The sequence below is a fragment of the Mycoplasmopsis cricetuli ATCC 35279 genome (assembly GCF_000526955.1).
Lineage (GTDB): Bacteria > Bacillota_I > Bacilli_A > Mycoplasmatales > Metamycoplasmataceae > Mycoplasmopsis > Mycoplasmopsis cricetuli.
This window is the reverse complement of sequence record NZ_JAHB01000001.1, coordinates 74,635-98,218: the sequence shown is the minus strand read 5'-3', so window position 1 is coordinate 98,218 and position 23,584 is coordinate 74,635. Positions and strand designations below refer to the sequence as shown.

The window sequence follows — 23,584 nt, the reverse complement described above, 5'->3', positions numbered from 1 at the left end:
ATTGGAGGATTTAAAATTATATAATTGATATGGAGATGAACATAAAATACTTGTTCCTGAATTATCAAAATCCCTTAAATCATATAAGCATTTTGCAAAAGTTAAAATGCAAAGAATGTTAAAAGAATTAAATTTTCAAAAAAAAGTTAATCAAGATTTGTTTTTAAGGACTAAAACAAAATTAGATTCTAATTTAAAAAGAGAATTGTATAGTCATAAAGTAGCTTATATAAATAAAATTAAGGTTTTAAAAGAAACTTACAAAAAACTATCTTTTTCTGATTCATTTGAGAAATTTATAGCATATGAAATTAAAAAATTAAAACAAAAGAAAAAAAAGTTAATTAAATATTCATTAGATTATCAAAATTCACTAACAAACACTACTGATAGTATTAAACAAAAAGAATTGTTAATTGAGAATTTAAAATTTAATACATTAAATGAAGAAATTAAGCTTTTTCAAAAATATGCTATTTTAAACGCTTCAGTTATTTGATATAAAAAATTCAATATAAAAGAATTTAATTTAGATGAAATTAAGGAAAATCTAAGTGAATTAGATTTAAAATATTTAAATCAAATTAAAAATATTAATTTAGTTATGCGAGATTTTATTTGAAAATTTGAAGAAAAAAGAATTCAATTTTTTAAACAAAAAAGAGAATTTCAAAATAAATATTTTAATCAAAAAGAAAATTTAAAAAAGCAATACTTAGTAGAAAAATATAATCTAAAATTAGATTATAAACAAAGAGCATTAAAAGCTGAATATCACTATAATCAAAAATATATCGAAGAAAAACAAAAAATAAAAGAGAAAACAAAAATTTTTAAAAATAAAATTAAAGAAAATCAAAATTTAATTTTAAAATTTCAAAAACAAAATAGTAATTATTTAAGCAATATAAAACAAACTTCTTATCAAAAAATTAAACAAATCAAATCAGAATATAAAAAAGTTTTAAAATTAATCAAAGAAGATATTAATAGTTCTCATCAGAAAGACTTAATTAATATTGCAGGTGATTTATTAAATTTAAAGAATTTGACAAATCAAAATTTAAATGATAAAATTTTATCTTTATCAGCTCAAGAGCAACATTTTTTTAAATTAATTAAAAAAGAAGTTTATTCATTAATTAACACTTATAATATTAGAAAAATTATCAAATATTATTACAAAGGAAATTTTTTAGTTAAAAAAGGAAAATGTATAGAAAAATTCACTTATAACGGAAAGTATAATTTAGTTATTGGACAAGCATATTTGGATTATGCACATGATTTAAATACAACTCGAATTCATTTTTTAAAAGAAAAATGTGAAAACATTATTCATAAACAAATTTTTATTTTAAACAATGGAATTAAAGCAGAAAAAGATAAAATCAATCATAAAAAACAAATTGCTAAAAAAAATTATGCAGATACTCTAAAAAGTATAAAAATTAAATTTCAAAATAAACAAATTTCTAAACAAGCATATAAAAATTTAAAATTAGAAACTAAAATAAATTATAGAGAATCAAAAAATGATTTAAAAATAAATAATCAATATTCTAAAATTAAAAATACTTTAAACACTCTATTTTTTAGAAGAAGATCTGAATTTAATATCGATAAAAAAATATTTGAAAGTAAATTTAATGAAGCTCAAAAATCAATTCCAGTAGAATGCATTAAAAACATTCATATTTGGGCAACTTTTCTAGGATTTATTTTTCCAGGACTACCTGAATTAATATGATTTAAACAATACATCAAAGGCTCATTAATGGTTGCCACCTCATTACTTTTTTATTTAGGTTTTATTCCATTTGCACTTGGTTTGTATTGACATAAAATTAACGGAATTTTTGGACTAATAGATTTAGGAGCTAATATTAGAGATATTGAAAAAGGTATTTTACCTGATGCTCGTTTTTATCTTTTTGGTGGCGTTGTTTCAATTATTTTACTTGTGTTTACTTTTATGTATTTTTTAATTTCAGCAATTGGTGCACGCAGAGTTTCAATAGCTTTAGAGCATGGATTGAGGCCAAGCAAATGATCAGCAACTAAAAGATGATTAAACACAAGCGGATTTCCTTGAATGATTTCTCTTTTTGGATGAGTGTTAATGATTTTTATTGTAGCAACTCCAGTAATTACTTCAATTTTAATTTCATTTACTGATTTTGGATACTTGCATGATCCTGTTACACAAAAGGTTTCGTGAGTAGGACTTGGACAGTGGGGAAAATGATGAATTTTTAGAAAAAATAATTTGTTATTATCAATGTTTAAAGTTTTTTCATGAACTATTGTATGAACTATTTTTTCATCAATTTTACCAATTATTTTGGGTATGATTTTAGCAATTTTAGTTAATAATCCTAGATTAAAAGGTAAAAAAATTTTTCGGTTAATTTATATTATTCCTTGAGCAATTCCAGTATTTGTAACCGTTACATTTTTTAAAAATTCATTTGTAGCAGGTGATTCAGGATATTTTAATTTTATTTTATTAAAATTAGGAATTTTAAAAAACTCAATTAATTGACTTAAAGAAAGTGCTAATTTAGCTCGAGTACTTGTGATTTTAGTACAAACATGAATTTCTTATGCTTGAATTTTTATGCTTGTAACAGGGAATTTACAATCAATTTCTAAAGATATTTATGAGGCAGCTTCAATTGATGGGGGTAAAGGAAAACATTTGTTATGATTTTTAACTATACCACAATTATTTTTAATGATTACACCTATGATTATTGGACAATTTGTTGGAGCATTTAATAATTTTACTACCATTTCCTTATTTACAGGTGGAGGACCAGCTTATGCACATGCAACTGCTTTTGGAGAAGGAACAACCGATATTATTATTTCATGAGTTTATAAAATTGCCACTGGAGCTGTTAAAATTGAAGGTGATCAAGCATTTGCTGCAGCACTCACTACTTTAGCTTCATTGATGACAATTGCAATTTCAGCTCGAGGATTTATTAAAAGTATGTCAAAAAAGGATTAAATGAAAAAAAATAATTTTTATAATTCAGTTGCTAACAAAATTCAATTTAATGATAATAAATATAAAATCAAAAAACGTATTAATTTTAATGAATCAGATTTAAAACCACCAACTTTAGGTGAAATTTTTTGATTGTTTGTTAATTATGTTGTTTTAATTTTTTGAGCTATTGTAATTCTTTTTCCAGTTGTTTCTCTTATAGTGACTTCATTTAATGTTGAAAATGAAAGAATTATTTCAATTTTGCCATTTAAATTTGGTTTTGATAATTTTGAATATTTATTTAAAAGTGATCGCAGTCTATTTGGACAATGATATAAAAATACATTAATAATTGCAACATTGACAATGATTCTTTCCACTTCAGGAGTAGCTCTTAATGCTTATGCATACTCACGTTTTAAATTTGTAGGTTCAAAGCATTCACTAGGTATTATTATGCTTTTACAATTAATTCCAGCTACTTCTTCACTAATTTCACTTTTTATAATCGTGAAAATGGGGCAAGCACTAGGCTTTAGTCCTATTTATATGTTAGTTATAATTTATACTGGGGGTTCAATTGCATCAAATACTTTTTTGCTTAAAGGTTATTTAGATACAGTTTCATCAGAGTTGGATGATTCTGGAAAGGTTGATGGTTGCACTAACTGAGGATTGTTTTTTAAAATTTTACTTCCTGTAATTCGTCCAGCATTAATAATGGTTGCACTTTGATCTTTTTTAATTCCATTTACTGATGTCATTTTACCACGCTTTGTATTATTTGACAATAGTGATCGAACCTTGGCAGTTGGATTACTTACATTTATTGAAACTGAACCAAAACAAATTCATTATGGAGCTTACTTAGCAGGATCACTGCTAGCTTCTGCGCCAGCTTTTGCATTATTTATGTATTTGCAAAAATATATTGTTGGAGGACTTTCAGAAGGAGCAGTTAAAGGATAACTATGAATAAAGATGAAAATTTAATATTAAATGAAGAGACTGTAGAAAATTTTTCATTTAATCGAGTTGACTTAGATAAAATGATAAATGAATTAGGTCAAATTTCAGAAACTAATAATGGTGCTCACATTCAACTTGTTAATTTGTCAAAAAAGTATGAAGGAAATGAAAACTATACTTTAAAAGATATTAATTTAGAAATTAAACAAGGATCATTTTGTATTTTTTTGGGTCCTAGTGGATGCGGCAAAACCACACTACTTAGAATGATTGCAGGGTTAAATTCAATCACTAAGGGGGATTTACTTTTTAACAATAAAAGATATAACAACTTACTTCCTAATGAACGTAATATTGCTATGGTTTTTCAATCTTATGCTTTATATCCACATATGAATGTTTATAATAACATTTCATTTGGATTAAAAATCGCAAAAGAACGCAAAGATGTTATTGATAGAAGAGTTAAAGATGTAGCAAAAATATTAAAAATTGAAAACTATTTATATAGAAAACCACGTGATCTTTCAGGTGGTCAAAGACAAAGAGTTGCAATAGGAAGAGCGATATCACGCAAACCTTCAGTATTTTTAATGGATGAGCCTCTTTCAAATTTAGATGCAAAATTACGTGAAAGCATGCGTCGTGAAATTGTTTCAATTCATCGCATGCTTAAAACTACAAGTATTTATGTAACACACGATCAACTTGAAGCAATGACTATGGGAGATCAAATTGTTGTGTTTAATGATGGAAAAATTCAACAAAATGGAACAGGGAAAGAACTTTATTTTAAACCTAAAAATCTGTTTGTAGCTAAATTTATTGGTTCGCCTACAATGAATACTTTTGAAGCAATTTATCAAGAAAATCAACTTGTTTCAAAAGATAAATTAATTAAAATAAATTTAACCGAGAACTTAAAAAAAATATTAATAAACAATCAAGAAGTTATTGTTGGATTTAGAAGTGAAGATATTAATATTGTATTTTTTGAAACTAAAGATAGTTTTCAGGGAATTATTTTTAATATTGAATTAATTGGCAAAGATCAGTTGATTGTAGTAAAATTAAGTGATTCACTCGAATTTACGATAACTATTTCAAACAGTAAAGAATTTAAGTTGTATCAAAAAATTTATATTGAGTTTGATATAAATAGAATTCATTTATTCGATATCAATAACAAAGAAAGAATTAATTAAATGCACTTATTTTTAAACTATAAAATTAGAAAAATTTTTGTGATTATTTCAACTTTTCTTTTATTGATTAGTATTATTTTTTTAATTGTTTTAAATTTTAATTTTTTAAATTGAGTTATAGAAGAAAAAAAATGAATTAGTGATCAAATTCAAAACGATTCAATTTCAGCAGAAAAAAATGTTTCTCAAATTATTCAAGAAAACTCTAATTCTTTACACTTGTTAAAAATTTTTCAAGTTTTAGATTTTTTGATAATAAGTTTATTCATTGCCGCCATTATACTGAATTTAATTAGTTTATATGGACTTTTCACTGAGAAATTCAATGGATATAAATTATTAAAATATAGTTTGTTAAATATAAGTTTAGCTCTTACTTTATTGTTTTTCTTAATTTCATTACAACCATCGGAAGTAACTTTGAGTGTAACAAAAGAAATAACAATTCCAAATACAAATGAAATAATTACAGTTAATGAAACAAAAAGCAGTGATAAAATAAGTTATTTGTTTGCTTGATTAACTTTGTTATTTAATGTAGTTACTTTTATTTTAATCATTATATCTCGAACTAAATATGGATATTTGGTTAAAGATGTTATTTTAAAAAGAAAATTTAGGCAACTAAACAAAACTTAAATCATGAAAACATCAAATTTTTATTTGGTGTTTTTTATGAAATTTTTTTACAAATTAAATCATTTGATTTTATTTATAAATTTAAAAAGTAAAATTTTATATATAAACTAAAAAATAAGGAGCTTTAATGAAAAAATTAAAATGATTTAATTTATTATTAACAAGTGGATTATCAGCTGTGACTCTACCATTAGTTGCATCCAGTTGCAATCAAACTGCAACATTAAATGAGCAAAATTCTCAAAAACGTAAAGAATATTTTAATTCTTTAAAAGAATATAACATTAAAATAAAAGAGTTAGCAACTAAATTTGAAAATAATACTAAGTCTTTGGAAAAGGCACAAAAATTAAAAGATGAAGCACAAATCAAAAAGGCATATCAAGATTTATATGATATTTATTTTGAGTCCAAATTTACTTTGAATAAAATGACAAAACAGTTAAATTTTCTTCATAGTTATCTTAATAAAAATGAACAAAATGATACATTTAAAACAATTAAAATTTTTCACACTAATGATGAACATGGAAGATTACTTTATGATAATTCAAAATTTTCTAAATATAGCGGACTAGAAGGTTTAAATAAATTTATTGAAAGATATGATTATGATTTACTTTTATCATCAGGAGATTTAATTCAAGGATTACCATTATCCGATTCAGATAAAGGAAAAACCATCACTAATATTGCTAAATTCAATGGTTATGATTCAATAGCAGTTGGAAATCATGAATTTGATTATGGGTTAAATCACATTTTAGAATTAAATAAAAAATCTTCTGAATCCAAAAATGGAAGAGAAATGCCTTTTATTTCAGCTAATATTTATTATCAAGAATTTAAAGATAATGAAATAAAACCTGAGGGTTATGATTCAACTAAAGTAAATCAAAGAGTTTTCAAGCCATATATTATTAAAAAATTAGATAATAATTTAAAAGTTGCTATTTTAGGAATTACAACTCCAGATACTAAATATACATCACATCCATCTAATTCAACTTTAGTTTACTTTAAAGATCCTGCTACTTCTGCAAAAGAAACTATTGATGAAATCAAAAAAGCAGAACCAAATATTGATTTAATAATAGCTACAGTTCATTTAGGAACTGGAAGAAGTAAAGTAGAATGAACTTCAGAATATTTAGCTAAAAATACAGATAACAAAATTGATTTAATTTTAGATGGACATAGCCATACTTATGTAAAACTTAAACAAGTCAATGATTCCAAAAGTTATGTTACTCAAACTGAATCATATACAAAGTATTTAGGTGATATAAGTTTAGTATATAATACCAAAGAGAAAAAAATTGAACAAATTGAAGATAATTTAAGAGATATTAATGAAATTTCAGTAGGAATTTTCGATGCAAATAGATTATTAATTGGAGAACTTGAAAAAATATTCAACAAAGAAAATAAAGTTGTTGTATTTAAATCTCCAGGAGAATTTATCCATGTAGAAAATCAAGTAATTGACAAAACTCCATATTGAGTTGGAAGAATTAAGCCAACAGCACTTGGTTCTTTTGTTTCAAATGCTTTAGCATGAGACTTTGTTAAAAATACCCCATGAGTAAGTCAAAAAAATTGAGAACCAGGCACACTTGATAATACCATTGGATTAACTAATGGTGGTGGGATAAGAACTGATTTAAAACAAGGAGATATCACTCGTGCTGATATTTTAGGACTTTCTCCATTTGGAAATAGAATTTCTGGAGTAAGAGTAAAAGGAAATACTTTACTTGAGACACTTAAATATGGAGCTTCAAAAGGAAGAAGTGGAGGATTTGCACAACTTTCATCTAATGTAAGCTATCTTATTAATGTAGTTAAAAAAACTGATCCAAAAACAAATGAACCTGGTTGATTGTGAGAGCTTGATACAAATTCAGTTAAAATTAATGGAAAATCAATCGATCCTGAAAAATACTATTACATTATAACTAATGATTTTATTTTAGTAGGAGGAGATGGATATACAATTCTTGATATTTCACAACCTGACAAAAATTCTGCAGTTCAACTTGCTTATGAAGGTTCAAAATGAATTGATAGTTTAATTAATTATGGACAAATTTATGGTAAAGAGTCATTAACAGAAGAAGAAAAAAATAAATATTTTGGAATTCAATTAAATAAATATCTTGAACAAGATTTTTTAAAAAATCAAATTGTAAATATTCCATCTGAAGCAATTGGAGAGCCAATTCCAAAACCTTAATTAACAAACAATTTAAAAAGCACCAATATGGTGCTTTTTAAATTGAATTATTATTATTATTATTATTATTATTATTATTTATTTTCTAGATAATGATTTTAAACTATATTTATCTTTGAATCATTTAGTTTTTTTGATTTTATGCATAAATAAGTGTTGCAATAATGTAAATAAACCAGTAATAATTCAGTAAATTTGAACTCCAGCTGAGAAAAATACCACAATTACTGTAAACAAAATAATAGTAATTCTCTGAGTTTTTTCTTGTTTTTTTAAAGCTTGTTGTTCAGCAATTGATGTTCTTTCTTTAAATCTTCGTCTATTAAGTAAGGAAGGAATTAGTTGAGAAACTAGTTGAACAATAATACTGATTGCAATAACTGAAATATAAATTCATTCTCCTTCAGTTACTTTGCTTCATGAAGTTGATCCAAAGTTAATTCCAATTCAATTAGTTGATTTAATAATTGGAATAATTTGAATTGCCCGCCACATAGTAAGAAAAATTGGAATAGTAATAATTTGACTTGCAATAGTATCAAACATATTGATGTTGTATTTTTTGTTTAAAGCTTGTAATTCTTGAGCTTTTCTAGCTTTCATAGCTTTATTATTTTCAAAACCTGAATATTTTAGTTCAATAGCTGCTTTTTTAGATTTTAATTCTTCTTGAACTGATGATTTGGCAGTTGATTTAAAAGTTAAACAAAATACTGCAAATCTAATTATAAAAGTAACTAAGAATAAAACAATAATTGTTCCTCATCCATTTAAAACACCAATTCCATGACTTAAGGCATTTATTAAATAAGTAGCAGGATATACAAATAAACCATAAAATGGACCATATGTTCATGCTTCTCCTCATGAGGATATATTAAGTAAAGGAACAGAGTCTTGATAAGCTAAAGTTTTAACATCTTTACCAATTGAGTAAATATTTTCATTGTAATTGTATTTAGTTGAGCCATCACCATTTAGAATATCATTTGAAACATTTGACTGAAGATTTTCAATTAAAGAAGATTGAATAATTTTTCCATTTTTTCAAATATAGCCAGTAGCTGTTAATCAATTGTAAACCAGTCGAATATATTCTTTAACTAATACAGCTTCTTTAGGAGTTAAAGTAAATAAAACTGTATCTGTTTGTGATTTGTAAATGTTTTTAGCTTTAGCTTCATCAATTTTTTCTTTTAAAAATTCACCTGGATCTTTATTAAAGGTTTTATAAAATTGACTTTCTTTGTTAAAAGTATAATCATAAAATAGTTGTAAAACATCACGATTAAATTTATTAACAATTTTTTTATTAGGATCACTAGAAAGATCTTGAGATTGCAAATTATCAATTTTTGCCAATCCTGATGTTCATACAATTTCATATTTGCCTTCATTATTTAAAGTTGCTTCATTAATAATATTGGCAGAATTTCCAACTGTACTAATAGTAGTTTTATTATCATTATCTTTTTCTTTTTTTATAAAACGAATAAAATCAGCATTATTTTCTTTGATATTTGCATAAAAATTAAAGAAATAAATATCTTTTATTTCATTTACAAATTTATAATCTTGAATATCATTGATTTTATTTGCTTTAGGTCCAGCAATTGCTGCCGCTAAATAATTTCCATTCTTTTGGTATATAGGTTCATTATTATTTGAAATACTAATTGCAGAAGTAAATGAATTATCTTTTCTAAAATATCCTTTATCATTATTAGTTCCATTTATTTGAACTGCAAGATTATTTAGTGTGTTTTGATCAGATATGTTATGGTTAATGCTTGTATTAACTTGTAGAGTTTTGATTTTAAACTCTTCTTTGTTTTCAGAACTATTGTTGTTTGGTAATTGTAATGTAATTTCTTTTTCTTCTAAATTTGTTACTTTAGGAGAAATTTTTTCTTTTCCATTTGTAAATTCCAAACCAGCACCAGTATTTGTTGAAGTTTTAATTACAAATGACTGAATGCAACCTGTTAGAGAAATTCCAGCAATAATGATATAAAAAGCAACTCTAAGTCATTTTCATATCTTTTTTAAAACTTTATTTCTTCTTTCTACAGGATCTTTGCTTTTGGTAAAATAATTAAAGTGTTTTGATCTTTTCATTTTTAAACTTTTCGAATAATTTTCTTATTGATTTTTCTTTTTCTAAAAAACTGTTTAAAAAAAAATCTTTACGAACAATCATTACAAAATGATATTCTAAATTAATTAAATTGCAATTTTGAATAATTGCACGTAATTGCCTTTTGTAGTAATTTCTTTGTACTGCATTTGCAAACTTTTTTGGAACAGTTAAACCAACTTTAAAAGAATTTGCTTTAATGTAGTAAACAATTAAATACTTATTTAAAAATTGTTGTTTTGAATTTATTACTTCATTAAATTCTCAATTTTTTTTTAGTCGATTTATTTTTTTCATTTTAATTATTTATCTGAAACTGTTAAATATTTTCTACCCTTAGCTCTTCTATTTGCTAATACTTTTCTACCATTTTTTGTTTTCATTCTAGCTCTAAAGCCATGAATTTTTGCATGTTTACGTTTGTTTGGTTGATACGTTCTTTTACTCATAATTCCTCCTTTTGCTATATTGTGTATAAACGTAATAATATTATAACAAATAGAGAAAAAATTGATATTTGAAAATTTAAGAGTTTTACTCCTATAAATATAGTAAAAAAGTTTAAATTAACAATAATTATAATTTAATTTTATTAAAAAGTATATAATGTAAAACATATATAAAGAGGACTAATGTTAGATATAAAATATGTATTAAAAAATCCTGAAATAGTAAAAAAATTACTCAAAAAAAGAGGATTTGATTTAAAAATTTTTGATAATTATTTAGAATTAATTTCATATCGTGGACAAGTTATGTTTGAATCGCAAAGAAAAAAAAATGAACTTAGCATGTTATCAAAGGAATTTGGAAAATTAAAAAATAATTTTAAAGAACTTGAAATTTTAAAAACAAAAATCGCTTTAATTAAACAACAAGAACAAAAATTAACTGAAAAAGCCAATAATTTAAATGATGATATTTTAAAAATTGGTGCTACAATACCTAATTTACCACTTGATGAAATTCCTTTTGGAGTTGATGAAAATGACAATGTATTAATCCAAGAACATTCTAATTTAGGTCGAGGAAAAATAACCAATGTAATCTCGCATTATGAAATTGCAAAAAAACTTGACATTTTAGATATTGAAAGAGCAGTTAAACTTGCAGGTTCAAGATTTGTCATTTACAAAAATACTGGAGCAAAATTAGTAAGAGCTTTGATTTCTTTTATGCTTGATTTACATATTTCAAAAGGTTATATAGAATTTGCAACACCTGTTTTGGTAAAATCTCCAATTTTATATGGAACAGGACAATTGCCTAAATTTGAAGAAGACTTATTTAAACTCACTCAGGATGATTTTTATTTAATTCCAACTGCTGAGGTAACATTAACTAATTATTACAATAATGAAATAATTGATTTAACAACGCCATTCAAAGCCACTGCATACACTGAATGTTTTAGAAGTGAAGCAGGAAGTTCAGGTAAGGATACCAAAGGTATAATTCGCCAGCATCAATTTAAAAAAGTTGAACTAGTTAAAGTAACTTCCGAAATAGATGCATTAAAAGAATATAATTTAATGGTTCAAGATGCTAAAGAAGTCCTAGAAAAATTAGAAATTCCTTACCGTGAAATTTTATTATGTACAGGTGATATGGGTTTTGGATCACGGAAAACAATTGATTTAGAATTATGGCTTCCAAGTGAACAACGCTATCGTGAAGTTTCTTCAATTAGCTATATGGGTGATTTTCAAGCAAGAAGAGCCATGATTCGTTACAAAGATTCAAATGGAAATAATAAATATGCTCACACTATGAATGGTTCAGGTCTAGCAATTGATCGTGTTATAGCTTCAATACTTGAACTATATCAAAATCCTGATGGAACAATTTCAATTCCAAAAGTGTTAATTCCATATATGCAAAGTGATTTAATTAAATAATAAAAACATCAATTGTTAAATAATTGATGTTTTTTATTTGTTATTTTTAATTATTTTTAAGTGCAAGTTCAATTAGTGTTTTAACCATCACACCAGTTGGTTTACCAGCTAAATCAGCAGTACCTGCAACATCTAAATGTATGTATTCAACACCTTCAGTAAATTCTTTTAAAAACATTGCAGCTGAACAACTACCAGCTCCAGCCCCAGAAAGATCGGTATTTTTTAAATCAGCAACTTCTGAATTACGAATTTCTTTAGCAAATGCTTCATCTAGAGGTAATCTTCAAACTAATTCTTTGGCTCTATTTGCAGCTTCTTGTAGATCTTTTCATCCTTTTTCAGTTGTTGATCATGCTCCGGTATAAGTGCTTCCAAGCGCAATTAATATTGCACCAGTTAAAGTTGCAACATCAACAATTCTTGTTGCTTTTAAATTTCTAACAGCATAAGTAATTCCATCAGCCATCACTAAACGCCCTTCAGCATCAGTGTTATTAATTTCTACTGTTTTTCCATTCATTGAAGTTCATACTGAATCAGGTAAAGAAGCATCACCATTTACACGATTGTCAGTAATGCACATCACTGCGGCTACATTAGTTTTAGGTTTTAATTGTGCAATTGCTTTTAAAGCACTAGCAACAAAAACAGATCCTGACATATCAAATTTCATATGAAGCATTGAACGACTTGGTTTAAGTGAATAACCTCCTGAATCAAAAGTAATTCCTTTTCCAACATAAACAGTTTTTTCTTGCGATTCAGGGTTTCCATTATATTCAATTACAACTACTCTAGGTTCATACACACTTCCACGATTAACTGAAAGTAAAAGACCCATTTTCATAGCTTCAATTTCTTTTTTGTTGTAAACAGTTACTTTTAAATTTTGATATTGTTTTAGTTCATCAACAACAGTTTGAGCTAAATATTCAGAATTTAAAATATTTGGAGGAGTAATTTGTAAATTTCTTGCAAAATTAACAGCTTCGGTAACAATTGAGTATTTTTTAAACACCTCAGCATAACTTGCTTCATCTGCAACCATTAAAAGTGAAACATCAAAATGCTTATCTTTTTTAATAGTTTTAGCTGAATAAATTTTTCCATTTACAAAATTGTATCCTTCAACAAAAGCTCTAACTACACATGGTTCACAAATATCACCTTTAACAAATGAATCAAGATCAATTTGTACATTTCTAACAATATTTTTAAAATAATTTTTAGCAAACGCTAAAAGATCTTTAAATTTATAATCTTTTGCCTCTCCCATGTAAACCAAAGCATAATTTTGATCTAAATATTCAGTTACAACACCATTTTTTTCAATTACTGTTTCAGGATATTTATCATCTTTAAAAACAGCTTTAACTAGTAAATTATTATTTCTAGTTTTATCGATTTTTTTAATCATTTTCCCCTTTCTTATTTTTGATTAATTTAATTATGTATTTATTTTACATTTATTTTATAAATTTTTAATAAATTCAACCAAAGTTGAAACTAAAACTCCTTGTGGTTGATTATCAATGTCAGCAGTTCCCGCTACATCGCAATGAATGTAGTCGATGTTTTTAACAAATTCTTTTAAAAACATAGCAGCCTGGGAAGAGTCTTGTTTTACTTTTGAAGTTCAATTCATTAAATCAGCAACTTTTGATGATTTAATTCCTTTAGCAAAATCTTCATGCATTGGCATTCTTCAAACTTTTTCACATGCAATTGTTGCTGATTTGTTAAAAATTTTTCACTTTGAATCATTTTCAGTAAATACACCAGTGTATGTTTTTCCTAAGCTAACTTGCATTGTTCCAGTTAAGGTTGAAACATCTAAAATAGTGGTTGCTTTTAATACATCAGCTGCATAGTATAATCCATCAGCTAAAACAAGTCTTCCTTCAGCATCAGTATCAGAAACCTCAACTCATTTTCCACTCATTGATTGATAGATATTTTCAGGCAAGGACGCATCATCATTGATTCTATTATCAGTAATACACATAACAGCTGAAACATTTTTATTTAATTTCAGTTGAGCTGCCACCTTAACAGCATAAGCGACAATGGCAGAACCAGACATGTCAAATTTCATACCATTCATGTGATATCCCTTGGTGTTAACTCCACCAGTGTCAAAAGTTATTCCTTTTCCAACATAAACAGTTTTTTCTTGCGATTCAGGGTTTCCATTATATTCAATTACAACTACTCTTGGTTCGTGAGTGCTACCTTTATTTACAGATAAAAGAAGATTCATTTTAAGTTCTTTTATTTCATGTTTAGTTAAAATTTTAACAGTTAAATTTTCAATTCCTGAAAAATCTGAAGCAATTTTTGCAGCAAGAATTTCACTGTTTAAAAAATTCTCAGGCATAATTTGTAAATTTCTAGTATTAGTAATTGCTTTGGCAATTATTTGCAATTCATTTATTATTTTTTGAGTTTTTATATCATTGTTTTTAATTAACAAAGTAATTTGCTTTTGTTTATTTTTTACTTGTAGTGTTTTTTTAAATAATTTTGCTTGAGCAAATTCAACTCCTAAAATAGCTAATCTAAGTGATTGTTCTAAAGTAAATAATTGCTCTAAAGAGGCAACATCTAGAAGGTAATCACGATGTATTAAGGAATTTATGTTTTTTATTATTTTCTCAACTAAATAGTATGAACTATTTTCTTGATTAACATATAAATATGCAACTGATTGATTTAAAAATTCAGTTATTTGCCCATTTTTTTTAGCAATTAAATTTGGAATTTCTTTGCCTTCAAAAACAAATTTTAAAACAATTTGATTTTCATTTATTTGATCTTGAATTTTTATCATTACACTCCTTGTTAAATATTATTTTTTTTGACTTAAAAAAGAAATTATTGATAAATTAGCACTTTGACGATAAGTTCTAATTAATAAACCTGAACCAAGTTTAATACCACCAAAGTAACGTATTGTTACTACTAAAATATTTGACATTTTTTTAATTTTTAGCAATTCATAAATAGGTCTACCTGCAGTATTTTTAGGTTCTCCATCATCATCAAAACCAGCTTGCTCAATTCCATTTTTAATTAATAGATATCCAAAACATATGTGTCTAGCTTTTTTGTGTTCAGATTTTAAATTATTAATAATTTCTTTAATTTGTTCTTTTGAATTAACAACAAAAAGATAAGAAATAAAAGTAGATTTTTTTATTACCAATTCAGTTTTATAATTCATAGTGTTAATTATATAGAATTATATTTTTTTACTATCAATGTATATAATTAAAATATATGTAAAATGGGAGTAAAATGAAAAAAACAGTTAAACTTAACATTGTTGATTTAGATAAACTAATTTTTGAATTAGCAGAAGATGCAAATAAAGGAGATCAAATTAATTTAGATCAATTTTATAAATCTAATTTAAATAACTTAAGCAAGGAATTAATAAAGATTAATCAAAAAAATATTGATGAACAAGTTAAACTTGCAAAAATAGATTTTGAAAAAAAAATTAAAAATACTGATGAATATATTAAATTAGACAAGGATAAATCAATTGAAATTGAACAAGTAAAAGAACAAAAACAAAAAGAAATAAATCAATTAAAACATGAAAAAGAAGAATTATTTTTAAAATGAAATGATGAAAAAAGAAAAAATGAAAACTTTGAACAATTAAAAAAAGCTGAACTTAATTCAGAAATTTTAAAAATTAAAGAAGAATATGTTACAAAAATTAATAATTTAACTCAACAAAATAGAGAAAATAAAAATTTATTGAAAAGTCAAGAAGAAAAATTTGAGTTACAAAAAAAACTAATTATCAAGGATACAGAAGAAAAACTAGAAAAAACTAAAAATAATGAAATTGAAAGTTTAAAAATTGAAATAAATGAACTTCAAAAAAGTTTAAGTTATTATTCATCATTACCAACAAAAACTGTTGGTGAAAATTTTGAAAATGCAATCAATGATGATTTAGTTCAATCATATTCAATGCATCCATTTATTGAATTTGAAAAAGCAAATGAGGTAATTAAAAATACTAAACCTGATTTTGTAATAACTTTTTATAATCCAGAAAATAAAGATGAACAAATTGGGAAACTTATTATTGAAGCTAAATCAAAACAAACAACAGAAGGGTCACGAAAAAATAAAGATTTTTTCAAAAAATTAGAAAAAGATCGTCAAAATTATCAAGCTGACTATGCCTTACTTGTAACAGCCCTTGAACCAGATAGTAGTTTTGTTATTTATACTCCAAGCGAAAATGAATATAAAAATGAATTAGTACTAAGAAAATTCGCTTTAATTCCAACTATTAATTTATTATATTGAATTTCAATTGAAAAAAATAAAGTTAAATGAGTGCAAAAAAATTTAGATGATGAAAAAGCATTTATCAATGATTTTGAAAGTTTTAAAGAAAACCTAACCACTGCTTTTGAAAATATTAACAAACAAGCACAAAAAATTATTGGAAATATTAATGATGGAAGAAAACTTTTTGATACATTAGAAAAAAATATAACTAATTTGGTAAGCAAAAATTTCAAAAGCTTAATTACAGCAAATAAATTTAAAACAAAAAAAATTTTAGAACTTGCACATAAAATTGAAGATAACCAATTAAGTTTGGAACATATAGAAATAGATGATGAAGAATAATGAAAAAGCACAAGAATAATAACTCTTGTGCTTTTAATTGTTTAATAATCAAAACATTTGAACAATTGTTTCAACATCAAGTTGTTGAATACGAATATTTTCAGATAAACTAAGTTGTTTAAAAACATTATTAATTTTGTTTATATGATATTTTTTTAAAAGCGAAAAAATAAGTTTTTTTCTTCGATAACCAAAAACAAGTTTAAAAAAGTCTTTGATTTCAAATCAATTTTCTAAAGAAATATTTTTTTTGAAAACAAATGATACAATAGCTGAATCTACTTTAGGAGCAGGTATAAATGAGTTTGCTTTTACAATAAATTCAATTTTCACATCAGCTAGATACTGGCATGAAATTGATAACTTTGAATAATCTTGGGAATTTTTAGCAGCAACAATTCGTTGAGCAACTTCTTTTTGAACCATTAAAAGCATTTTTGAAAATTTATTTTTGTTTTCAAAAATTTTAAACAAAATATCGGTAGTAATATAATATGGAATATTAGCAATTAAGTATGACTGCTTTAAATTAGTTAAATCAGCTTTTAGAAAATCTTGATGATAAATATGAAGATTTTGCTGATTGTCAAATATTTTATTTAAAATCGCAATCATATCTTTATCTACTTCAAAACAATGCACTGATGTAGCAACCTTTATAAGTTCTTTAGTTAATGCACCCATTCCAGGACCAATTTCAACAATATTTTGATTGTGCAAATTAAAAATATTAATAATTTTTTTAATAATATTTTGATCACTTAAAAAATTTTGACCAAAATGTTTTTTGGCTTTAATTTGTGTTTTCATATTTATTTTAAATTGAATAATTTTCTTAAATTTGAGTTAATTTTATTAACAAATTTATCCATTCCAATTTTTTTAATTCCTGCAATATAGTAACTAACAAATAAAACTGTATTTGGTTCATTTAATTCACCTGTATATGGATGCACTCTTAAGTATGGTGAATCAGTTTCAGTTAAAATTTTATCAAGTGGAAGATATTCAATTATTTTTCTAGTTTCATCAGCACTTCCATAGGTAACAGTACCACTAAAAGAAAAATAACAATTTAAGGTTTGAAATTTTTTTGCCATTTCTAAATTGCCAGCAAAAGTGTGTAGCATTGATTTGACTTTATATTTAGACAAAATTTTATATACATCTTCATATGCTTGATAACAGTTTTCTTTATCACGGATGTGCACAATTACTGGGAGATTGTATTTTTGAGCTAAAATAACTTGATTTTCAAAGGCTTGTTTTTGCAATTCAGGATCTGAAGCATCTTCATAGTAATAATCAATACCAATTTCCCCAATAGCAATAATTTGTTCATTTATTAAAGGCTCAATTAATTTAATATCATCATTGTGCTTTAAATCTTCTGGATGAATACCAATAGCAGGTTTGACAATTTGATATTTTTTTGCTAATTCTATTACTTTATAATTTTCCTCACGATGCCCACCATTAACAATCATAAATTCAATATTATGAATTTTTGCTTGTTGGATAATTTCATCAATAGCCCATTCAGGATAGTATTTATCAGTTAGATGATTATGTGCATCTACAAATTTAGTTCTTTTTTTTGCCATATTATTTTCCTAAACAAAAATTCGCAAACATATCATCAAGTAAATCTTCACGATTAATTTGACCTGTTATGCTTTTTAAAGCATCTCAAGCATCATACAAATGAATAATAAAAATATCAAAAGTAATTTCATTTTCAATTGCAATTTTAGTTTCTTGAATTGCTATTAAAGCTTTTTTAATTAATGAAAGTTGCCTTGTATTTGATAAAATTTTTGCATTTGTAAAATCAATTTTGCTAAAATGATCAATTAAAGCTTTTTTTAGGGCATCAATATCATTTTTTTTAGCTGATATTAAAATTTTATCAACATTTAAATTATCAAGTAAATCTGATTTGTTTAACACTTGCAAATAAACTTTATTAAGTTCTCTAGCTTTTTGTTCAATTATTTGATCAAAATGATTAAATTCCTGTATTACGTCAGTTACATGAATTACTACATCGGCCTCACTAATTTGTTTAAATGATTTTTCAATACCAATTGTTTCAATTTTCTCTGTTGTTTTTCTAATTCCAGCAGTATCAACTAGTTTAAATAAAATTCCTTGAATTTGATATGAAGCTTCTATAATATCTCTTGTTGTTCCTGCTATATCTGTTACAATGGCTTTTTCTTCATTTAATAATGCATTTAAAATACTGCTTTTGCCAACATTAGGCTTTCCAACAATAGCTACTTTAACTCCTTCAAAAATATATCTTGAATTTTCAGAAAAATAAATAATTTCTTGAATTTGTTTTTCAAGATCAGTTAAAATTTTAAGCGATTGTTTTGATTGTTTTAAAACATTTTCATAATCAGTGTATTCAGGATAGTCAATATTTACTTCACAAAGACCAATTAAATAACTAATTTTACTTATTAAATTATCAATTAATTTATTTGTTTTACCATCAAATTTACTAATTGAAGCTTGAGCTTGAGTTGTGGTTTGGGCAAAAATTAGATCATGAATAGCCTCAGCTTTGATCAATGACATTTTTCCATTTAAAAAAGCTCTGCGTGTAAATTCACCTTTTTCAGCAAGTCTGGCTCCATGTTTGAGTAATAACTCTAAAATTTGATTCATTACTATAATCCCACCATGACAGTTAATTTCAATTAAAGGTTCACCGACATAATTGTTGAAAAATTTTTGACCATTTTTTTCACTTCCAACAAATCACATTATTAAAACTTCATCAATTATTTTTTCATGATCATAAATATAACCATAAGTAATTTGATGATCTTTTCCTATTTTTCCTTTAAAAATTTTTTTTATAATTTCAACTGCATCTGGACCAGAAAGACGAATAATACCAATTGGTTGATTTATGTGATTACCTGAAGAAATTGCAGCTATATTATCATACATATTTGAATTTTACCTTTTAATTATTAAAATATTACTTTTTGTTAGAATATATTTTATATGATCTTAAATGTTTTTAATAGTATTTTTTCATGATTGACAGTTATAATTACTGTTTCTCTTTCAATTCCACAATTAATTAAATTATTTAAAGAAAAACAAACTAAAAACATTAGTTTTGTTTCATTTTGAATTTTTCATCTAGGAATTTTAATGTGAACTATTTTTGGAGTGTTAAGCGATAAATCTATTCCATATAAACTTCAAAATATTGTTATTGCTGATGGTCTATCACTTGTGTTGAATGGGATAATGACATATTTTTTATATCATTTTAAATTTAAAAGAAATATTCAAAATTATTTAATTAAAAGACTATTTGCTGCTGCGGGAGTGATTGCTACTTGAACTGTTGGTTTTGCATTTATTGTTATTTATTTTAAAAATTCAAGTTTTAGAATTTCAAGCAATACTGCTGCTATTTTTTCAGTTATAGCTCCTGCATTGACAACTTTTGCTTTTGCTCCTCAGTTGTATGTTTCAATTAAAACTAATAAATGAAAAGGTATTTCACCTTTTATGTTTATTTTATTTGAAATTAATAATTTAGCATGAATTGGTTTTTGATTAACTTCAATTTTTATTCATGGAATTAATTTAGATTTAATTGGTGGATTGATTTGACAGATAATTTCATTGTTGCTTTATGGATATCAATTAGTTAAAATTTCAACAGCAAAGTAAAATTGCTAATTAAACATAGCTTAAAAGTTTTGGTTTTTAAATTTTAAAATATGTTATAATAAATTAGCAATTGGCAAATGTGGTGAAGCGGTTAACACAGCGGGTTGTGGTCCCGTCATGCGCGAGTTCGAATCTCGTCATTTGCCCCATGTAATAAAAGCATCACTAAAGGATGCTTTTATTTTTCTTTTTTATAATTATTTAAAGTTTTTTGAACTTTTTCAAGTAATTTATCTAATTCTAATTCAACATTATCTAAATTTTCATTTGTTAAATTAAAATTTTTTTCTTCTTTTATATTATCTTGCTGAGAAAACATTTTTTCCAAATTTAAATGTAAATTTGAAGTTTTATAATTCTTTTTAATGCGTACTTTGTATAAATTGGGAATATCAATTTCAATTAGTTGCGGATCAATTTTTGAAAATGAATATTTTTTAATTTCATCTAAAAAAGTATTTCCTTGCATGTTTTTAATTAACAAATAATCTTCTTCACGAGTTGGATAAATGTCTGAAATTATAAAGTCTTTTTTGTTAATTTGATCTTTAAAAATATCTTTACCCTTAAGATTTTTTGATACATAAGGAATTTTTTTGTAACGAATTTTTTTCAAAAATCCATCATCAGTAATAAATGTAATTACATCATCATGTTGAACTATTGTAAAATTATTAACAACATCATTTAATGATAAAAATACTCCTTTATTCCCTTTTGCTTTTGGACCATAAATTCCTAAATCATTTTCTGAATATTTACTAATTAATCCATTTTTAGTGATAATAACAATGTCTTTAGTTCCATTACTTAAACAAGCATTTACAATAAAGTCATTTTTTTCCAAATTCATGGCAATATAGGTTTTATTTAATCTTGAAACTTGAAATTGTTTTAATAATGTTTTTTTGAACATTCCTTGTTTACTTCCAATAACTACAAATACATTATCATTTCAGTTAGATACTTCAATTATTGAAACAATTTCTTCAGAACTTTGAATGTCAACAAAATCAGTTAAGTGCATTCCAAGATCTTTTCATTTGCATTCTTGAATTTGATAAACTGGAACAATAGCGTAGTTTCCAAAATTGGTAATAATTAAAAACTGATGTAAAGTATTTGCTTTTTCATAGTGAATTAAATAGTCATCTTGTTTTAATACATAATTAGAAAATTGATTTGAGTCAGCTACTCTTTGAGAAATTCTTTTTAAATATCCATGTTTGGAAACTCCAATAATTATTTCTTCTTCTTTGATTAAATCTAGTTTTTGATATTCAAAATTATATTCTTGATTTTCAATTAAGGTTTTTCTTGGCAAAGCAAATTCTTTTTTAATTTCAAGAAGTTTTGTAATTAAAAAATTATTAAAATTTTTTTCATTATTTAATAAGTTATTAATTTGAGTAATTTCATTTTCAAGAGTTTGCTTTTCTTTTAAAAATTGCTCTTTATCAGTTTTACTTAAACGATATAGTTTTAATTCAGCAATTGCTTCAGCTTGATTATGTGAAAGTTTAAAATGTTCAATCAAAGCTTTTATAACTCCAGATTTTGATCCTTCAGCTTGTCGAATAACTTTGATTACTTCATCAGTAATTTCACTAATTTTAATAAATCCTAAAACAATTTCTAATCGAATTTGAGCTTTATTTAAATCAAATTGAAGTGATTTTTGTTTTATGTTTTTTATATGAGATATATAATTGTCAATTAAAGTTATTAAATTTGCAGTTGTTGGAGAGTTGTTTAAAATAACAGTATTGTTGTAATTGTAAAAAATTTGTAAACTAGTTTTTTGATATAAATAATTGATAATGCTTTGTTCATTTGCATTTTTATCCAATGTAATTAAGATGCTAATTCCTTCACGATCAGATTGATCTTTAACATCAATAAACCCATCAAGTTGTTCATTTAAAGCTAAGGTTTCAATTTCATACACTAATGAGGATTTTATAACTCCATAAGGAATTTCAGTAATTTCAATAAACTTATTTTGAGCTTTTTCAAAAGTGCGATATCTACTAAATAGTCGAATTTTTTCTTTGGAATTTTGTCCAAATTCAAATGCTTCTAAAATACCTTTATTTCCATAGATAATTCCCCCTGTAGGAAAATCTGGACCTTTAATAAATTCAGTTAATTCATTAAAAGATAATAAAGGTTTTTTAATTTTTGCAATAACTGCATCAATAACTTCACCTAAATTATGTGAAGGCATATCAGTGGCCATACCAATTGCAATTCCTTTAGAACCATTAACAAGCAAATTAGGAAAAAATGAAGGTAAAACCTCAGGCTCAACTTCTGAATCATCAAAATTTGGAACAAATAAAGTAGTATTTTTTTTAATATCATTTAAAAAATAATTGGCAATTTTAGCCATTTTAACTTCTGTATAACGCATAGCAGCAGCTGGATCATTATCAAGAGATCCAATGTTTCCATGCATATCTAAAAGTGGAATATTCATTTTTCATCACTGTGACATATTAACCATGGCTTCATATACTGAAGAATCTCCATGAGGATGATATTTACCAATAACATCTCCAACAATTCTAGCTGATTTTTTGTACACTTTATCATTTGTTAATCCAAGAATAAACATAGCATATAAAATTCTTCTTTGAACTGGTTTTAAACCATCTCTTACATCAGGGAGAGCTCTCTGCTGAATAACATACTTAGCATAACGCTCAAATCCTCTTTCCATGATTTTTTCAACTGAATTATTAATAATTTTTTCTACTTTACTATTCATAAAAACCTTTTAGTGTTTTAATTTTACTTTAAAGTATAAAAAATACATCAAAAACCTTTCTAGAATAAAAAAAATGAAAAATTTTTTATTTTTCATTTTTAACTGATAAGTTAATTTAACAGATATATATATATATATATATATATATATATATTATTGTAATTTTTTGATTATTTTATCACTACAAAATTTTCAAAAGCAATAATACTTTTGACTTTATAAAATTTTAATCAGTAAAATATACTTTTAATTTTTAACATTAATTTCTTTTTTTAACATTGCATTTAAGAAGTTGAACTTCATAATTTCAGGTTGTTATTATTTGTGTTTGATCTTCAAAAATATATTTACTATTTATTTGC

General features: G+C 24.8%; 18 protein-coding genes and 1 tRNA gene. 9 read left to right on the top strand and 10 right to left on the bottom strand.

Annotated features, from left to right (window positions below; all coding sequences use genetic code 4):
• Position 1: 1 nt before the first annotated feature.
• The 5 genes from U744_RS0100540 to U744_RS0100520 all read left to right on the top strand — a co-directional run bounded on the left by U744_RS0100540 (position 2) and on the right by U744_RS0100520 (position 8,047).
• Positions 2-3,016, top strand: coding sequence for a carbohydrate ABC transporter permease (locus U744_RS0100540; protein ID WP_025755173.1), 3,015 nt, complete (start codon positions 2-4; stop codon positions 3,014-3,016).
• Positions 3,017-3,967 carry a sugar ABC transporter permease gene (locus U744_RS0100535; protein ID WP_025755172.1) on the top strand — a complete coding sequence of 317 codons (951 nt, stop codon included), beginning with the start codon at positions 3,017-3,019 and terminating at the stop codon, positions 3,965-3,967.
• 2 nt (positions 3,968-3,969) lie between these two features.
• Entirely contained in the window at positions 3,970-5,172 is a 1,203-nt protein-coding gene (locus tag U744_RS0100530; protein WP_025755171.1) for an ABC transporter ATP-binding protein, read from the top strand.
• A gap of 39 nt (positions 5,173-5,211) precedes the next feature.
• On the top strand, positions 5,212-5,811 hold the full coding sequence (locus tag U744_RS0100525) for a hypothetical protein (protein WP_156921596.1): 600 nt from the start codon (positions 5,212-5,214) through the stop codon (positions 5,809-5,811).
• Between the two features lie 127 nt (positions 5,812-5,938).
• Entirely contained in the window at positions 5,939-8,047 is a 2,109-nt protein-coding gene (locus U744_RS0100520; RefSeq protein ID WP_025755169.1) for a bifunctional metallophosphatase/5'-nucleotidase, read from the top strand.
• Positions 8,048-8,125: 78 nt separating this feature from the next.
• Here the strand turns inward: U744_RS0100520 and yidC are convergent, their stop codons facing one another.
• From yidC to rpmH, 3 genes are read right to left on the bottom strand one after another with little or no spacing between them, the layout of a single operon-like run.
• Positions 8,126-10,165: a membrane protein insertase YidC gene (gene yidC / locus U744_RS0100515; protein WP_025755168.1), complete on the bottom strand. Its 2,040-nt coding sequence runs from the start codon at positions 10,163-10,165 to the stop codon at positions 8,126-8,128.
• Complete coding sequence (gene rnpA / locus U744_RS0100510) at positions 10,143-10,481, bottom strand: ribonuclease P protein component (RefSeq protein WP_025755167.1); 339 nt, start codon at positions 10,479-10,481, stop codon at positions 10,143-10,145. Before rnpA ends, yidC begins: the two co-directional genes overlap by 23 nt.
• A 5-nt stretch (positions 10,482-10,486) precedes the next feature.
• On the bottom strand, positions 10,487-10,633 hold the full coding sequence (gene rpmH, locus U744_RS0100505; protein WP_025755166.1) for a 50S ribosomal protein L34: 147 nt from the start codon (positions 10,631-10,633) through the stop codon (positions 10,487-10,489).
• Positions 10,634-10,816: 183 nt separating this feature from the next.
• Here rpmH and serS point away from each other — a divergent pair, with 183 nt between their 5' ends.
• On the top strand, positions 10,817-12,082 hold the full coding sequence (gene serS / locus U744_RS0100500) for a serine--tRNA ligase (RefSeq protein WP_025755165.1): 1,266 nt from the start codon (positions 10,817-10,819) through the stop codon (positions 12,080-12,082).
• A gap of 46 nt (positions 12,083-12,128) precedes the next feature.
• Here the strand turns inward: serS and U744_RS0100495 are convergent, their stop codons facing one another.
• From U744_RS0100495 to U744_RS0100485, 3 genes are read right to left on the bottom strand one after another with little or no spacing between them, the layout of a single operon-like run.
• A complete protein-coding gene (locus U744_RS0100495) occupies positions 12,129-13,502 on the bottom strand; it encodes a M17 family metallopeptidase (protein ID WP_025755164.1) in 1,374 nt (457 codons plus the stop codon).
• 54 nt (positions 13,503-13,556) lie between these two features.
• Positions 13,557-14,915 (bottom strand): M17 family metallopeptidase, encoded by a 1,359-nt coding sequence (locus U744_RS0100490; RefSeq protein ID WP_025755163.1) that lies wholly within the window; start codon positions 14,913-14,915, stop codon positions 13,557-13,559.
• An 18-nt stretch (positions 14,916-14,933) separates the two neighbouring features.
• Positions 14,934-15,308: a YigZ family protein gene (locus U744_RS0100485; protein WP_025755162.1), complete on the bottom strand. Its 375-nt coding sequence runs from the start codon at positions 15,306-15,308 to the stop codon at positions 14,934-14,936.
• Positions 15,309-15,382: 74 nt separating this feature from the next.
• Here U744_RS0100485 and U744_RS0100480 point away from each other — a divergent pair, with 74 nt between their 5' ends.
• The gene (locus U744_RS0100480; RefSeq protein ID WP_025755161.1) at positions 15,383-16,747 is read left to right on the top strand and encodes a DUF2130 domain-containing protein; all 1,365 of its coding nucleotides are present in this window, start codon (positions 15,383-15,385) and stop codon (positions 16,745-16,747) included.
• 33 nt (positions 16,748-16,780) lie between these two features.
• Here U744_RS0100480 and rsmA read toward each other — a convergent pair whose 3' ends face one another.
• The 3 genes from rsmA to mnmE are packed head-to-tail and all read right to left on the bottom strand — an operon-like array spanning position 16,781 to position 19,711.
• Positions 16,781-17,557 carry a 16S rRNA (adenine(1518)-N(6)/adenine(1519)-N(6))-dimethyltransferase RsmA gene (rsmA, locus tag U744_RS0100475; protein WP_025755160.1) on the bottom strand — a complete coding sequence of 259 codons (777 nt, stop codon included), beginning with the start codon at positions 17,555-17,557 and terminating at the stop codon, positions 16,781-16,783.
• Positions 17,558-17,559: 2 nt separating this feature from the next.
• Positions 17,560-18,351: a TatD family hydrolase gene (locus U744_RS0100470; RefSeq protein ID WP_025755159.1), complete on the bottom strand. Its 792-nt coding sequence runs from the start codon at positions 18,349-18,351 to the stop codon at positions 17,560-17,562.
• Between the two features lies 1 nt (position 18,352).
• Entirely contained in the window at positions 18,353-19,711 is a 1,359-nt protein-coding gene (gene mnmE, locus U744_RS0100465) for a tRNA uridine-5-carboxymethylaminomethyl(34) synthesis GTPase MnmE (RefSeq protein WP_025755158.1), read from the bottom strand.
• Positions 19,712-19,768: 57 nt separating this feature from the next.
• Between mnmE and U744_RS0100460 the strand changes: the two genes are divergently transcribed.
• Complete coding sequence (locus tag U744_RS0100460) at positions 19,769-20,452, top strand: PQ-loop domain-containing transporter (protein ID WP_025755157.1); 684 nt, start codon at positions 19,769-19,771, stop codon at positions 20,450-20,452.
• A gap of 73 nt (positions 20,453-20,525) precedes the next feature.
• Positions 20,526-20,601, top strand: a tRNA-His gene (locus U744_RS0100455).
• A 29-nt stretch (positions 20,602-20,630) separates the two neighbouring features.
• Here U744_RS0100455 and U744_RS0100450 read toward each other — a convergent pair.
• The gene (locus U744_RS0100450) at positions 20,631-23,222 is read right to left on the bottom strand and encodes a DNA topoisomerase IV subunit A (protein ID WP_025755156.1); all 2,592 of its coding nucleotides are present in this window, start codon (positions 23,220-23,222) and stop codon (positions 20,631-20,633) included.
• Positions 23,223-23,584: the final 362 nt, after the last annotated feature.